This is a genomic window from Streptomyces sp. NPDC048600 (assembly GCF_055587025.1).
Window position 1 is genome coordinate 97,116 of record NZ_JBVJGZ010000024.1, and the last position, 13,542, is coordinate 110,657.

Here is a 13,542-nt window from a genome sequence, read left to right on the forward strand (position 1 = left end):
GTCACGCGGCCGTCAGCCGTGGGAGGTCGTCACCAGGGCGGCCGGTAGCCGGTGCTGATCTTCTCCCCGGTGCGGCGCCACTTGGGCTCCTTGTCCACCGTCCGTGCCGTGATGGTCCGCAGCCTGCGGATCACGGAGCCGTAGACGGAGCTGCCGGTGCTGGACAGCTTGGCGCCGGGGGGCTCGTCCATGAACGGCATGAACTTGTCGGGGAAGCCGGGCATGGTGCAGGCGATGCAGATGCCGCCGACGTTGGGGCAGCCGCCGATGCCGTTCATCCAGCCGCGCTTGGGCACGTTGCACTTCACCACCGGGCCCCAGCAGCCGATCTTCACCAGGCACTTCGGCGAGTCGTACGTCTCCGCAAACTGGCCCTGCTCGTAGTAGCCGGCCCGGTCGCAGCCCTCGTGCACCGTGGCCCCGAACAGCCAGGCCGGGCGCAGCTTGTCGTCCAGCGGGATCATCGGGGCGGCGCCGGTCGCCTGGTAGAGCAGGTAGGTGAGGGTCTCGGCGAAGTTGTCGGGCTGGATCGGGCAGCCGGGCACGCAGACGATCGGGATGCCCGCCTTGGACTTCCAGTCCCAGCCGAGGTAGTCGGGGACGCCCATCGCGCCGGTCGGGTTGCCGGCCATCGCGTGGATGCCGCCGTACGTGGCGCAGGTGCCGATGGCCACGACGGCCAGGGCCTTGGGGGCGAGGCGGTCGATCCACTCGCTGGTCGTGATGGGCTGGCCGGTCTCGGGGTTGTCGCCGAAGCCGCACCAGTAGCCCTCGGGCTTGATCGCCTCGTTGGGGATGGACCCCTCGACGACCAGTACGAACGGGTCGATCTCGCCCCGTTCGCCCTTGAAGAACCACTCGATGAACGTGTCCGCGCCACCGACCGGACCGCACTCGAAGTCGATGAGCGGCCAGTGCACCTGGATCTTCGGCAGTCCGGGCAGCACACCGAGGACGATCTCCTCGATGCTCGGCTGCATGGCCGCCGTCAGCGCGACCGAGTCGCCGTCGCAGCTCAGGCCCGCGTTGATCCAGAGGATGTGGATCGTGGGCGTCTCGTCGGCGGGCGCGCCGGTGGTGTCCGTTGCGGATGCCGTGCCCTGCGTCGCCTCAGTCATGGGACCGCCTCCTGGGGAGGTAAGGGATGAAGGCCTTCTTTTCGGGCCTTCGCCTCTCTTCGTATCAGCCGTTCGGCTGCTCTGAGACATCGGAGAGCGCCGTTCCAGTGACGGGGGTCACACAGGGGACGGAGCCGTTCGGCGCAACCGGAGGACCGGCCGGATGTCCGGGAGGGTCCGCGAGATGCGCGGGGGTGGCCCGGGGCCGTTCCTTGCGGACGAACGCCCGGCGCAGCGCGTGGTACGGCGCGGCGGGGTCCTCGAAGGTGCGTCGCATCCGGTCCAGCTCCCGCTCACGGAACACCGCCAGCGGGGTGGCCGACTCCTGCCGGTCGAGTGCCGCCTTCTTCGCCAGGACGCGGGCCGCCGTCGCCGGGTGGGAGGCGAGCCGCGCCGCCAGGGTGCCGGCCTCCGGCGCGAAGTCGCCGGGCCCGCAGTCGAGCACCCGGTCCGCGAGACCGAGGTCCAGGGCACCGGCCGCGCTCACGGGCAGCGCCTCCCGCATCAGCCGTTCGGCCGCGGCGGCACCGACCCTGCGGGGCAGGGTGTACGTCCAGTACTCGGAGCCGTACAGCCCCATCAGGCGGTAGTGGGGGTTCAGCACGGCCCCGGCGCGGCACCACACCTCGTCGGCCGCCAGGGCGAGCATCACCCCGCCCGCCGCCGCGTTGCCCCCGACGGCGGCGACCACCAGCCGGTCCGTGGTGGTCAGGACCGCTTCGACGAGGTCGTCGATGGCGTTGATGTTCGCCCAGGACTCGGCGGCGGGATCGGCGGCGGCCTCGATGACGCCGAGGTGGATGCCGTTGGAGAAGAAGTCCCGCTCCCCGCCCAGCACCAGCACGGAGGTGGGGCGGGCGCGGGCCGCGCGGTAGGCGGCCAGGAGCCGTCGGCACTGATCGGTGCTCATCGCCCCGCCCGGGAAGGCGAAGGACAGGAAGCCCGCGTCGCCCTCCTCCCGGTAGCGGATGTCGCTCCAGGTGCCGTCGCGTCCGTCGGGCAGCGGCGGCAGGGGTAGGTCGGGCAGGGGCGGGAGCCGGTCGCCGAGGGCCCGCGCGGCGGGGAGTCTGAAGGTGGGCGGCCCGCCGGGCAGCCGTCGCGGGCGCAGTTCGGGGATCCATACGGCGCCGTCGGCGGTGGCGCGGCACACCGCCCCCGTCCGGGTGGCCAGCAGCTCGCCCGGCCGGCCGCGCAGCGCCCGCTCGGGATGGCCGCCGTGGAGGTACCACTCGCCGCCGAGCAGTTCGTCCAGCACGCCCGGCTGCGAATCGGCCGCGCGCAGTTTACGGACGACGGCCTCGGTGGAGTCCGCGTCCCAGTCGATGCGCCGGACGCTCTGGTCGAGATACGGCCTGACCCGCGGGGCCGCGCCCGCCAGGCCCTCGTGGTCCTGCCGGACCGGGACATGGGTGCCGCCCGCGAAGCGCTCCACGGCGAACAGCACGGCGGCGAGCGCCGCGTCGGCGACCTCACCGCGGTACAGGTCGCTCTTGGCCACGGGCGGGACCGGGCACGCCACCGAGGCCCACACGTCACCCGCGTCCATCTCGGCCTCGGCCTGGAGAACCGTCACCCCCCAGTGCCCGGCGCCCTCGTGGATCGCCCAGTCCAGGGAGGACGGGCCCCGGTCGCCCACCGGCCCCGGATGCACCACGAGGCAGGTGTACGCCGACCACACCTCCTCCGGGATCACCGTCTTCAGCATCGGCGCGACGACGAGCTCGGGGTCGTGCCGCCGCACGGTGTCCGTCAGTGGGACGTCGGGAAGGGCGAGTTCCACGGCCACCCTGTGGCCGCGGTCGCGCAGTTCGGCGTGGACACGCTGGGTGAGGCTGTTGAACGCGCTGGCCACGAGCAGGATGCGCACGGCTGCCTCCGGGCTGGTGGACGGCGGCCGGGCTTCGACCGCCGACCGCGATCCTGGGGCAGAACGGCCGTTCGCGCCCGGAACCGGACGGCAGGGTCATCCGAAAGCGGGGCCGGATCCGCCGACCGGCCTCACGGAGCGCCCGTGATGCGCTTCCATAGGGAGCGGGTGGCGCCGAAACCGGTCTCGTGCGTCCAGACATGCGTGCACCCGCTGCACTGGAGGTGCAGCAGACTGCCCGTGTTGGAGAGCAGATAACGCCAGTGCCGGGAGCAGCTGCGCCGCTGGGCGCAGTCCCCGCAGCCCTGGTGGTCGTCGCAGTTCGGGCAGGCGACCCAGGCCCGGCGGCCGATGTCCGCCTGCGGGTCAAGGGGCAGCATGGCCGCCCCCTCGGCGGGGCAGCACTCCGGCCTCGACGAGTTCGTCGTACACACGCTGCTGGTCCGCGTCGAGCCCGGAGTACAGCAGGGCGTACGCCTCTTCCTCACCGCGCAGCGCGGCGCCCGGGTCCCACTCGGGGCCGAGGGCGTCCAGGACGTGCGCGCGCCGGTGCATTTCGTGGGCCGTGAGGTCTACGGCGAACTCGACGGCAGCGGGGTCATGGGAGGACATGCCGTCGAAATTAGGTAACCCTTTCTCGCCGGGGCAAGAGCGGGTGGGAGAAGTCACAGCGGAGCGGCGGGCGGGCGAGGGGCGTCGCGGGCCTCAGGCGCCGGGCGGGCGAGGGGCGTCGTGGCGGTCAGGCGCCGGGCGGGCGAAGGGCGGAAATGACCAGGTCGACGGCCTGTCCGGCCCAGCCGTGGTGGCCGCCGCGGCCACCCAGGTAGTCGGCGTAGAAGGGGCCGAGCAGGGCGGAGACGGCCGCCTCCAGGTCGGCGTCCGCGCGGATCTCGCCACGGTCCCGGGCGCCCTCGAGGATCTCCCGCAGCAGGGCCCTGCGGGGCAGGACCGTGCGCTCGCGCAGCAGGGCGAGCAGGTCGGGGGTGTGGGCCTCCTCGGCCAGGCAGGTGCCGATCAGGGCCATGCCGCGCACCCGGCGGACCGTCTCGGCGAAGTCCTCCAGAACGGCCACCAGGTCGGTGCGCGTGTCGCCGCTCGCGGGCGGGGCGTGCACCATGCGCATGGCTTCCAGGGCGGCGGTGACCAGGTCCGCCTTGGTCTTCCAGCGCAGATGGATGGTCGACTTGCTGACCTGCGCGGCCGCGGCCACCTGGCTCAGGCTCATCCGGGTGTATCCGTGGGAGGCCAGGAGTTCGAGCGCGGCCTGGAGGATCGCCGCGTCCTTCTCCGCGGAACGGGGGCGTCCCGCGCTCCTGGCGGTGTTCGTCTCGCGCATTGCTGAAGGATAGAGCGATGCCGCACCGAGCGGTTCGGTACGGGTTCACGGTCCGGTACGGGCTCGCCGGTCCGGCGCACCCCACCGGTCGTGCCCCCGCCCGGTGCGGGCTCAGGCGTCCGTGCGGGCGCCCTGGATGTGGAAGTTGAACTGGTCGTGGCCGAGCGCGCCGTAGAGGCGCAGCCAGACCGGCAGCAGCATCTCGGTGCCGCGCGCGGTGCTGATGTCACCGAGGTCGATGATGTCGGCCTCGGGCCAGCCGAACTCGGCCAGCAGTTCGGTGACGTGCTTCTTGGCGCCCGCGTCGTCGCCGGAGACGAAGACGTTGTGCGGGCCGGCCACCCGGGACGGCTCCACCATGATCGCGGCGTTCATGGTGTTGAGCGTTTTGACGACCTTCGTCCCGGGGAGGGCGCGCTGGATCTGCTCGCCGAGACTGTCGGTGTTCACCGGGTCGAGGAACGGCGGAAAGCCCTGGGAGAAGTCCAGCGGGTTGGCGAGGTCCAGCAGGACCTTGCCCGCCAGGTTGTCACTGCCCGCGGCTTCGAGCGCCCGGAGCGAGCCGGTGCCGGAAGTGGTGTTGAGCACCGCCTCGCCGAAGGCCGCCGCCTGCGCGAAGTCCAGCAGCCGCACCCGCTCGTGCTCGGTCAGCCACTGGGCGAAGGGCGGGTTGCCGAAGGCGTCGGAGTCGGTCCGGGCGAGGGTGGCCCCGGTGTCCCGGGTGCCGACGACCACCTCGTGCCCCAGCGAGTCGAGCTTGGCGGCGAGGGTCCGGCCGACGCTTCCGGTGCCGAGTACTGCGTAACGCATGGGAATCCCTTTCGGAGAGTGGGGCGCCCGCGCGGGTCCGGGCGGGGCGCCTTCACTTGAGTAAAACTAAACCGAGTGGTTCGGTATTTCAAGAAGGCCGTGCGAGTTCACCGGGACGGCAGGCGGGCCCTGGCGTCCGTCGGCGCCGGCGGTCAGCCGTGGGCCGGCGCGCCCTCGGCCGACATCCGCTCCAGCCGGTGACGGCCGGCGGCGACCTGGGTCAGGGCCTCGCGCAGGCGGCCGAGCTCGGACTCGCGCTGGGCGCGTTCGGCCGCGCTGTCCTCCGCGGCCCGGCTGATCAGCTGTTCCTCCTCGTCGATCAGCGCGCTCACCGAGGCCAGCACCACGGCCCGTACGTCGTCGAACGCCGCGTTCACCTGGTCGGTCAGCCGTGGCAACGCGTCGGCGGGGAGGTCTCGCGGAGGGCTTCTCGCAGCAGATCGACGTGAGCCGGGTGCCGTACACCGCCCCTCCTGCTGACCCTGGGGTCGCCGCCGGCGCTACCGCACGCCGTGTTCCCCCGGCCGACGCCCCGTCCCGAGGCGGGGACGCCCGGGCCGCGCGGGCAGCGTCCGCCGGGGGTGAAGCGCTGGGTGAACATCGCCGACCCCGGCGACCCGGTCGCCATCCCGCCGGGCCTCGATCGCGCGTTCCACGACGTCGACCTCGACATCACCACGACGATCCACGGGGCGTTCGGCTTCCACCACGCCGAGAACTACATCCGGTGCGCTGCGACGGCCGAGCAGCTCGCGCCGCTCCTCACCCGGGCGGCGATCCCCGGCCGCCGCGCGGTGAGAAACGAACCTGTGGAGCTCGCACCGGGTGCCGCGTCTACGGCGGACTGACGGGACCGGCTTCGCACCCTCCCACCCCCTTGACACACGCGTGTCCGAATTCCACACTCTCTCCAACCGCTCGATGTTAACGCAAACACACAGTCGGCTCATGAGCACGACACGGCGGTCACCGTCGTTCCGGCCCACCGGCGCAGGGGGACGGTGGGCCGGAACGCGACGGCTCCGCGCTCCCGGCCGACCGGCGGAACCGCTCGTCACCTCCCCGTAAACAGGAGTCCGTACGCGCCCCGCCCGCACGGGTACGTCCGGGCTGCCGCGAGCGCATGGCCTCGTCAGCCATGTCCGAACAGCAAGAGGTAATCGATCATGTCTCGCAGAAGAACGCGGGCGTCAGCGGTTCTCGCCGCAATGACCGCCCTCCTCCTGACCCTGGCCGCTGCCCTCGGCACGGCGCACGCGGCCCCCGCGAGCATCACCAACGCCGCCCCGTTCACGGACACCGCGGGCGATCCCGTGCACGCGCATGGCGGCGGGGTCGTGAAGGTCGGCCAGTACTACTACTGGTTCGGCGAGAACCGCAACGCCGACAACACCTTCCGCTACGTCTCCGCATACCGGTCGACGGACCTCAAGAACTGGGAGTTCCGCAACCACGTCCTCACCCAGGCCACCGACCCCGAACTCCAGTCGGCCAACATCGAGCGGCCCAAGGTCATGTACAACGCCGCCACCGGCAAGTTCGTCATGTGGATGCACAAGGAGAACGCCAGTGACTACGGCGAGGCCCGTGCCGCCGTCGCTGTGTCGGACACAGTCGACGGCGACTACACCTGGCGCGGCAGCTTCCGCCCGCTCGGCCACATGTCCCGGGACATCACCACGTTCGTCGACACCGACGGCACCGGCTACATGATCTCCGCGGCCAACGAGAACGCCGACCTGCACGTCTACCGCCTCACCGCCGACCACACCGGCATCGACGTCCAGGTGCAGAAGCTGTGGTCCGGACAGTGGCGCGAGGCCCCGGCCCTGTTCAAGCGGGGCGGCGTCTACTTCCTGCTGACGTCCGGCGCCACCGGCTGGGCCCCCAACCAGCAGAAGTACGCCACCGCCACCAGCATCACCGGCACCTGGAGCGACCTGAAGAACGTCGGCGACTCCACCGCGTACCGCAGCCAGACCGCCTACGTCCTGCCGGTCCAGGGCACCAAGGGCACCGGCTATCTGTACATGGGCGACCGCTGGGGCAACTCCATGGGCCGCATGGTCAACGACTCGCAGTACGTGTGGCTGCCGCTGCAGTTCCCTTCCAGGACGACGCTGTCGATGGAGTACTCGCCGCAGATCACCATCGACACGGCCACCGGCTCGGTGACCGGCATGAATGCGGCCTGGGAGACACTCACGGCCCGCAACAGCGGCAAGTGCGCCGATGTGGCCGACTTCGACGCGGGCGACGGCGCCGGGCTGGTCCAGTGGGGCTGCGGCACCGGGGTGAACCAGCACTACTGGTTCAAGGAGGTGGGCACCACGGGCTACTTCCAGATCATGGCGCGACACAGCGGCAAGTGCCTCACCGTGGCCGACGCGTCCACCGCGGACGGCGCCCGGGTCGTCCAGCAGACCTGCAGCAGCGCGACCTCGCAGCAGTGGAAGCCCGAGGCGTCCGAGGCCACGGGCCATGTGAAGCTCGTCGCCCGGCACAGCGGCAAGTGCCTGGACGTGGCGAACTGGGCGGTGACCGACGGGGCGGTCGTGGACCAGTGGACCTGCGACGGCGGTCAGAACCAGCAGTGGCGGCGCACAGCCGTCTGACAGCGGGCGGCCCCGCCCGATCGCCCCTCCACCGGTGTGGTGGAGGGGCGATCCCCTGTGCGGCTTCGGAGGCGTCCACCGCGGTCGATGTCGGCGGTCAGCCCGGGATGCCGGCGGCGGGCCAGTTCTCCCGCACCGTGCGCACGGCCTTGGCCAGCTGTGTCTCGGCCGGGAAGGTGGGCGTGCCCTCGACCGTGGGCAGGCGCGAGGCCATCGCCGTGTCGAGCGTGCCGTTCTCCGCCATCACGTCCATCAGCACCGGCCGGGCGTAGTCCGCGAGCCGGAGGTTCTGGCCCTCGGGGCTCGCCAGGTACTCCTCCCACAGCCGGGCCGCGGCGGGGTGCGGTGCGTGTTTGTTGATGGCCTGGGCGTAGTACTGGGAGAAGCTGCCGTCGAAGGGGATGGACACCCGCCAGTCCACCTTGGTCCCGCGCAGCTGGTCGACGTGCTCCAGGTTGAGGAAGTCCCATTCGATGCTGATGGGTGTCTCGCCCGCGGCGATCGCCTTCGGGTTGGGGTTGTTCGGGTTGAAGTTGCCCACCTCGCGCAGTCGGGCGAAGAAGTCGATGCCCGGCTGGATGTCGTCGAAGGAACCGCCGTTCGCGAGCGCGGCCGCGTACACGGCGGCGAAGGCCGAACCGGCCGTGTCCGGCCTGCCGTTGAGCGCCACCATGCCCCGGTACTCGGGTTCCAGGAGGTCACGGAAGGACACCGGGCACGTCCGCACGCGGTTGGCGTCGCAGCCGATGGCCACATAGCCGCCGTAGCTGTTCGTCCAGCGGGCCTCCGGGTCCTTCTGGTTGTCGGCGATCTGGCCGAAGCCGCTGACCCGGTAGGGCGCCAGCAGGTCCTGGCGGGCGGCCGACTGCGCGAAGGAGTCGCCGAGGTCGAGCACATCGGGCGCGGACTCCTTGCCGCGCAGCCGCTTGATGTCGTCGATCTCCTGCTGGCTCGACCCGTAGGGATTGGAGTTGCGGACCTCGATGCCGTACTTCCTGGAGAAGCCGTCCATCAGCGCGCCGTAGTTGGCCCAGTGCCGCAGCAGGGTCGTGGTGTTCAGCCGGCCCTCCGCCTTGGCCGCCTTGATCAGTGCCTCCATGCCTCCGGCGTCCGCCGCGGAGGTGGCGGAGGACGGCGGAGCCGGTTCGTCGGAGCCGTCCGAGGAGCAGGAGAGCGCTGTGAGGGCGAGGCAGCCGGCGATCGCGGCTGCGCGGAGCCGACGGAAAGCGGTCACAACGCCTCCAGAAGGCCGCCGTCCTCGGGGTGTGGTCGGGGTGGATCTCAGGGTACTCGCGGACCCTGCGTTCCGCCGGGGAGAGCGGGGCCGCGGCGGACGGGCCCGGCCGGCCGCTCCCCGGGCGGGCCGGGCCCGGCTCACAGTTCGGCGTCGTCCCACTGACTCAGCAGCAGCTCGCCGAGATCCTCCCCGGGATCGGCGGGGCCGTGCAGAGCCTGCGAGGTCCAGAGCGTCTTGCCCCGGCCCGTGTAGCGCGTGCCCCACTGCTCGGCGTAGCGGGCGACGAGGAACAGCCCGCGGCCGCCCTCGTCGGTGTCCTTGGCCCGGCGGATGTGCGGCGAGGTGCTGCTGCCGTCGGACACCTCGCAGATGAGGGTGCGGCCGCGGAGCATGCGCACATGGATCGGGTCGCCGCCGTAGCGCACCGCGTTGGTGATCAGCTCGCTCAGCATCAGCTCGGTGGCGAAGGAGATCTCGTCGAGGCCCCACTCGGACAGCTTGCGCGCACAGGCGTTGCGGACCGGTCCCACGGCCGCGGGGTCCCGGGCCACGTCCCACTCGGCGACATCGGCCGCGTCCATGCGCCGGGCCCGCGCGACCAGGAGCGCCACGTCGTCGGAGGGCTTGGCGGGCAGCAGTGACTTCATCACCGTCGCACAGACGTCGTCGGGGTCGCGGGGCGGTCCGGACAGGGCCGCGCGCAGGGCGTCCAGGCCCTCGTCCAGGTCACGGTCGCGGTCCTCGATCAGGCCGTCGGTGTAGAGGGTGAGGGAGGTGCCTTCGGGCAGGGTCAGCTCGGCGGTCTCGACGGGCATCGAGCCGCCGAGGCCGAGCGGCGGCGAGGCGGGCACGTCGAGGAACTCCACGGTGCCGTCCGGGTGGGTCACGGCGGGCGGCGGGTGGCCCGCGGTCGCCGCGGTGAGCCGCCCGGAGACGGCGTCGTAGACGACGTAGAGGCAGGTGGCGCCGGTGATGGCCGGGTCGTCGCCCTCGGCGTCCTCGTCCGGTACGTCGATGCGGGTGACCAGTTCGTCGAGGTGCCCGAGGAGTTCGTCGGGGGCCAGGTCCAGGGAGGAGAAGTTGTGCACGGCGATCCGCAGCCGCCCCATGGTGGCGGCCGCGTGCAGGCCGTGCCCCACGACGTCGCCCATGACCAGGGCCACCCGCGCCCCGGGCAGCGGGATCACGTCGAACCAGTCGCCGCCCACCCCGGCCTGGGCCGGGAGATAGCGGTGCGCCACGTCGAGTGCGTCCTGCTCGGGCAGCGTCCGGGGCATCAGACTGCGCTGAAGCGTCACCGCCAGTCCGTGCTCGCGGGTGAAGCGCCGGGCGTTGTCGATGCTCACCGCGGCGCGGCCCGCCAGTTCCTCGGCGAAGTGCAGGTCCTCCTCGTCGAACGGCAGGGAGGCGCCGGACCGCCAGAAGTCCACCGCGCCCAGCACCACTCCGCGTGCCCGCAGCGGGACGACCGCGAGGGAGTGGATGCCGTAGCGCAGGATGCGTTCGGCGCGCTCGGGGTCCTGGTCGCGCCAGCCCGGCGAGCCGGCCAGGTCGGGCTCCAGCACGGACCGGCCGTGCCGCACGCTGGCGGCCATAGGCGTGCTCGGGGCGAAGCGGATCAGCTCGCCCACGCCGTAGAGGGGATGGTCCTCGGGCAGTCCCGCGACGGCGACCCGGCGCAGGACGGTGCTCGCCTCGGGCGGCTCCTCACCGGCCAGCACCGGATCGAGCAGTTCCACGGTGACGACGTCGGCGAACCGCGGCACCGCCGCCTCGGCGAGCTCCTCGGCGGTGCGTACGACGTCCAGGCTGGAGCCGATCCGGGTGCCGGCGTCGTAGAGGAGCCGCAGCCGGCCTCGGGCCACCTCGGCGCGCCCCGACACGGCCTGGAGTTCAGTGGTGTCGCGCAGGGTCACCACGCTGCCGTGGTGACTTCCGAACCGGGCCGTGAACCGCTTGTTGAACGCCAGCAGCCGGTCCGCCGCCAGGTGCACCTGGTCGGTGACGGTCCGTTCGGAGGCCAGCAGTTCGACGGTGCGCGCGTCCAGGCCGAGGTCGCTCACCTGGCGCCCTTCTACGCCGCCGGGCAGTTCCAGCAGCTGGCGTGCCTCGTCGTTGGCGAGGATCAGCCGGCCGTCGGAGTCGATGATCAGCACTCCCTCGCGCACCGCGTGCAGGACGGCGTCGTGGTGCTCGTACATCCTGGTCATCTCGGCCGGGCCGAGACCGTGTGTCTGGCGGCGCAGCCGACGGCTGACCAGGGCCGCTCCCGCCGCGGCCAGTGCGAGGGCACCGGCCGCGCTCGCCGTGAACATCGGCAGCTGGCGGTTGACGGAGTCCTGCACCCGCTCCACCGTCACGGGGGCGGACACGACCGCGACGACCTTGCCGCTGGGGTCCTTCACGGGTGCCGCCGAGATGACCGAGAGGCCCAGCGCGCCCTCGAAGGTGCGGGTGAAGGGCTTGCCCTCGGCCGCCTGGGCGTAAGGGCCGATGACGTGCTTGCCGAGCTGGCCGGGGTCGCTGTGGGTGAGGGTGACGCCGTCGAGCCGGTAGACGATGAGGGCGTCGACCCCGGCGGCCTTGCGGGCCTCCTCGGCCAGCGGCTGGAGCACGGCGGTCGGATTGCCGCTGTTCAGGGCCTCGCGCAGCCCCGGCGCGTGCGCGAAGGACTCCGCGGCGGCACGCGTACGGTGCCGGGCGTCGGCCATGGTGTCGCGCCGGGCCTGTACGACGAGGGCAGCGAGGGCGGCGGCGACGAGCAGGGCCACCAGCACCAGCTGGAGCAGGAACACCTCGCGGGCGACGCTGCGCCGGTGCGGCCAGTCCCACCACCGCCGAGCGCCCGGCCGCCCGCCCCTGTCCGGGCCGGGCCGCTCCCCGTCACCGCTCTCGGCGGCGCCGGGCGAGCCCGGTCCCGCGGAGCGGCCCGGAGATCCGGTGGCCCGTCGTCGCCAGGGACGACGGGCCCAGTGCGCGCTCATGAACCTCATTTATCCCGCTTTATCCGTACGGTGGCAAGAAGCGCCCGGCGGGGCCCGGAAAGAGGTGCTCAGAACTGGGGGTGCCGGCCGGGAAGGCCGGGGACGACGGATGCGGAGTCGGCCCCGGCCTCTTCGCGACGTCACTCGGTGACGGTGAAGCCCTGGTCCTTGCCGTACTTCGCGCTGGTCCGCTGCCAGTTCTTCAGGCCGTCGGTGAGCTGCGTCGAGGAGACGTACGCCTTGCCGACGGTGTCGTTGAAGACGGAGTTGGCGTACACCTGGAAGGGCAGGTACGACCAGTCGGGTCCGACGTTGCGCGCGGACTCGGCGAAGATCTCGTTGGCCTTCTGACCGCCGAAGTAGGGGAACTCGGTCTTCAGGAAGGTGTCCGACTCGAGGTCCGCGCGGGTGGCGGGGAAGGCGCCCTCGGCGACGCGGCCGCTCGCGCCGGCGCCGGTGGTGGCGTACTCCATGAAGGCGTAGGCGAGTTCCTTGTTCTCGGCCGCCTTCGGCATCGCCAGCGAGCTGCCGCCGTTCTCGGCGGTCGCGGTGTCGCCCTTCGACCACTGCGGGAGCGGGGCGACCCGCCAGTCACCGGACGCGGACGGAACGCCCGAGGTGAAGTTGGCCGGCATCCACGCCCCGATGGAGAGGGTGGCTATCGAGCCGTCCGAGAGGCCCTTGTACCAGGCGTCGCTCCAGGAGGAGATCGGCGCGACGAGCTTGTCGTCGAGCAACTTCTGCCAGGTGTCGGTGTACTTGGCGGTCCCGGCGTCACCGAAGTCGATGGTGACGTTCGTGCCCTCGGTCTTGTAGGGGCGGCCGCCCGCCTGCCAGATCAGGCTCGTGGTGGCGCCCGCGTCACCGGTGTCGTTGGTGATGAACACCTTGGGATCCGCCTTGTGCAGCTCGCGTGCCGCCTCGACGTACTCGTCCCAGGTCGTCGGCACCTTCACGCCGTGCTTGTCGAAGACCTTCTTGTTGAAGAACAGCGCCATCGGGCCGGAGTCCATGGGCAGCGCGTACACCGACTTGTCCGTGGTGACGGCGTTCCACGGGCCCGGCGTGAAGGTCTTGTCGTACTTGCCCGCCCCGTAGCCGGACAGGTCCTCGACCGACTCGGCGATGGAGAACTGGCCGAGGGCGTAGTACTCGACCTGCGCGACGTCGGGCACTCCGGAACCGGCCGCGATGGCGTTCTGGAGCGCGGTGTACTGCTTGTCACCGGTGCCCGCGTTGACCAGCTCCACATCGACCTGGGGGTACTTCTTCTCGAAGTCCGCGGCCGCCTTCTTCAACGTGGGCTCCCAGGCCCACACGGTGATCTTTCCGCCCTCGCTCAGGGCGGACTTCACATCGCCGGGTCCGGCCGCGGAGTCACCGTCGGACGAGGACCCGCACGCCGTGGCGCCGAGGGAGAGGGCTGACACCACGGCGAGGGCGCCGAGCAGTCTGCGGGTGAGGTTCGTTCTCATGGGACTGTGCTCCTGGTCGGATGTGCGGGTGGGACGGACGCGGGGGGACGGGTGGTGAACCGGGGGGCGTGGGGGACGGCGGGGATCTACGTGGGGGTTG

Annotated in this window: 12 protein-coding genes; 2 read left to right on the plus strand and 10 right to left on the minus strand. The window is 71.8% G+C overall.

The annotated features are described in order from the left end of the window. Positions 1-29: 29 nt before the first annotated feature. The 7 genes from ACZ6SQ_RS28325 to ACZ6SQ_RS28355 form a co-directional block, all read right to left on the minus strand. On the minus strand, positions 30-1,118 hold the full coding sequence (locus tag ACZ6SQ_RS28325) for an NADH-quinone oxidoreductase subunit B family protein (RefSeq protein ID WP_469566899.1): 1,089 nt from the start codon (positions 1,116-1,118) through the stop codon (positions 30-32). A 64-nt stretch (positions 1,119-1,182) separates the two neighbouring features. Continuing rightward, positions 1,183-2,985 (minus strand): enoyl-CoA hydratase-related protein, encoded by a 1,803-nt coding sequence (locus ACZ6SQ_RS28330; RefSeq protein WP_469566901.1) that lies wholly within the window; start codon positions 2,983-2,985, stop codon positions 1,183-1,185. Positions 2,986-3,116: 131 nt separating this feature from the next. Beyond that, positions 3,117-3,365: a hypothetical protein gene (locus ACZ6SQ_RS28335; protein ID WP_469566903.1), complete on the minus strand. Its 249-nt coding sequence runs from the start codon at positions 3,363-3,365 to the stop codon at positions 3,117-3,119. Next, on the minus strand, positions 3,352-3,597 hold the full coding sequence (locus tag ACZ6SQ_RS28340) for a DUF6400 family protein (RefSeq protein WP_469566905.1): 246 nt from the start codon (positions 3,595-3,597) through the stop codon (positions 3,352-3,354). Before ACZ6SQ_RS28340 ends, ACZ6SQ_RS28335 begins: the two co-directional genes overlap by 14 nt. A 127-nt stretch (positions 3,598-3,724) precedes the next feature. Continuing rightward, positions 3,725-4,321: a TetR/AcrR family transcriptional regulator gene (locus tag ACZ6SQ_RS28345; RefSeq protein WP_386385283.1), complete on the minus strand. Its 597-nt coding sequence runs from the start codon at positions 4,319-4,321 to the stop codon at positions 3,725-3,727. Positions 4,322-4,432: 111 nt separating this feature from the next. Further along, positions 4,433-5,131 (minus strand): NADPH-dependent F420 reductase, encoded by a 699-nt coding sequence (locus tag ACZ6SQ_RS28350; RefSeq protein WP_469566908.1) that lies wholly within the window; start codon positions 5,129-5,131, stop codon positions 4,433-4,435. 152 nt (positions 5,132-5,283) lie between these two features. Next, positions 5,284-5,529, minus strand: coding sequence for a hypothetical protein (locus ACZ6SQ_RS28355; RefSeq protein WP_469566911.1), 246 nt, complete (start codon positions 5,527-5,529; stop codon positions 5,284-5,286). A 183-nt stretch (positions 5,530-5,712) separates the two neighbouring features. Between ACZ6SQ_RS28355 and ACZ6SQ_RS28360 the strand changes: the two genes are divergently transcribed. After that, positions 5,713-5,979 carry a hypothetical protein gene (locus ACZ6SQ_RS28360; protein WP_469566913.1) on the plus strand — a complete coding sequence of 89 codons (267 nt, stop codon included), beginning with the start codon at positions 5,713-5,715 and terminating at the stop codon, positions 5,977-5,979. A 360-nt stretch (positions 5,980-6,339) separates the two neighbouring features. Then, positions 6,340-7,746: an RICIN domain-containing protein gene (locus ACZ6SQ_RS28365; protein WP_469566915.1), complete on the plus strand. Its 1,407-nt coding sequence runs from the start codon at positions 6,340-6,342 to the stop codon at positions 7,744-7,746. A 97-nt stretch (positions 7,747-7,843) separates the two neighbouring features. On the opposite strand, the gene ACZ6SQ_RS28370 is transcribed toward ACZ6SQ_RS28365, so the two are convergent. From ACZ6SQ_RS28370 to ACZ6SQ_RS28380, 3 genes are all read right to left on the minus strand, one after another. Continuing rightward, positions 7,844-8,980: an ABC transporter substrate-binding protein gene (locus ACZ6SQ_RS28370; RefSeq protein WP_469566917.1), complete on the minus strand. Its 1,137-nt coding sequence runs from the start codon at positions 8,978-8,980 to the stop codon at positions 7,844-7,846. A gap of 140 nt (positions 8,981-9,120) precedes the next feature. Next, on the minus strand, positions 9,121-11,967 hold the full coding sequence (locus ACZ6SQ_RS28375; protein ID WP_469566919.1) for a SpoIIE family protein phosphatase: 2,847 nt from the start codon (positions 11,965-11,967) through the stop codon (positions 9,121-9,123). 140 nt (positions 11,968-12,107) lie between these two features. Beyond that, a complete protein-coding gene (locus tag ACZ6SQ_RS28380) occupies positions 12,108-13,442 on the minus strand; it encodes an ABC transporter substrate-binding protein (RefSeq protein WP_469566920.1) in 1,335 nt (444 codons plus the stop codon). Positions 13,443-13,542 lie beyond the last annotated feature (100 nt).

What these genes read in the sequence shown, in the direction of transcription:
- ACZ6SQ_RS28325 (WP_469566899.1), bottom strand. Translation starts at nt 1,118, where the DNA reads ATGACTGAGGCGACGCAGGGCACGGCATCCGCAACGGACACCACCGGC.
- ACZ6SQ_RS28335 (WP_469566903.1), bottom strand. Translation starts at nt 3,365, where the DNA reads ATGCTGCCCCTTGACCCGCAGGCGGACATCGGCCGCCGGGCCTGGGTC.
- ACZ6SQ_RS28340 (WP_469566905.1), bottom strand. Translation starts at nt 3,597, where the DNA reads ATGTCCTCCCATGACCCCGCTGCCGTCGAGTTCGCCGTAGACCTCACG.
- ACZ6SQ_RS28345 (WP_386385283.1), bottom strand. Translation starts at nt 4,321, where the DNA reads ATGCGCGAGACGAACACCGCCAGGAGCGCGGGACGCCCCCGTTCCGCG.
- ACZ6SQ_RS28350 (WP_469566908.1), bottom strand. Translation starts at nt 5,131, where the DNA reads ATGCGTTACGCAGTACTCGGCACCGGAAGCGTCGGCCGGACCCTCGCC.
- ACZ6SQ_RS28365 (WP_469566915.1), top strand. Translation starts at nt 6,340, where the DNA reads ATGACCGCCCTCCTCCTGACCCTGGCCGCTGCCCTCGGCACGGCGCAC.
- ACZ6SQ_RS28375 (WP_469566919.1), bottom strand. Translation starts at nt 11,967, where the DNA reads ATGAGCGCGCACTGGGCCCGTCGTCCCTGGCGACGACGGGCCACCGGA.
- ACZ6SQ_RS28380 (WP_469566920.1), bottom strand. Translation starts at nt 13,442, where the DNA reads ATGAGAACGAACCTCACCCGCAGACTGCTCGGCGCCCTCGCCGTGGTG.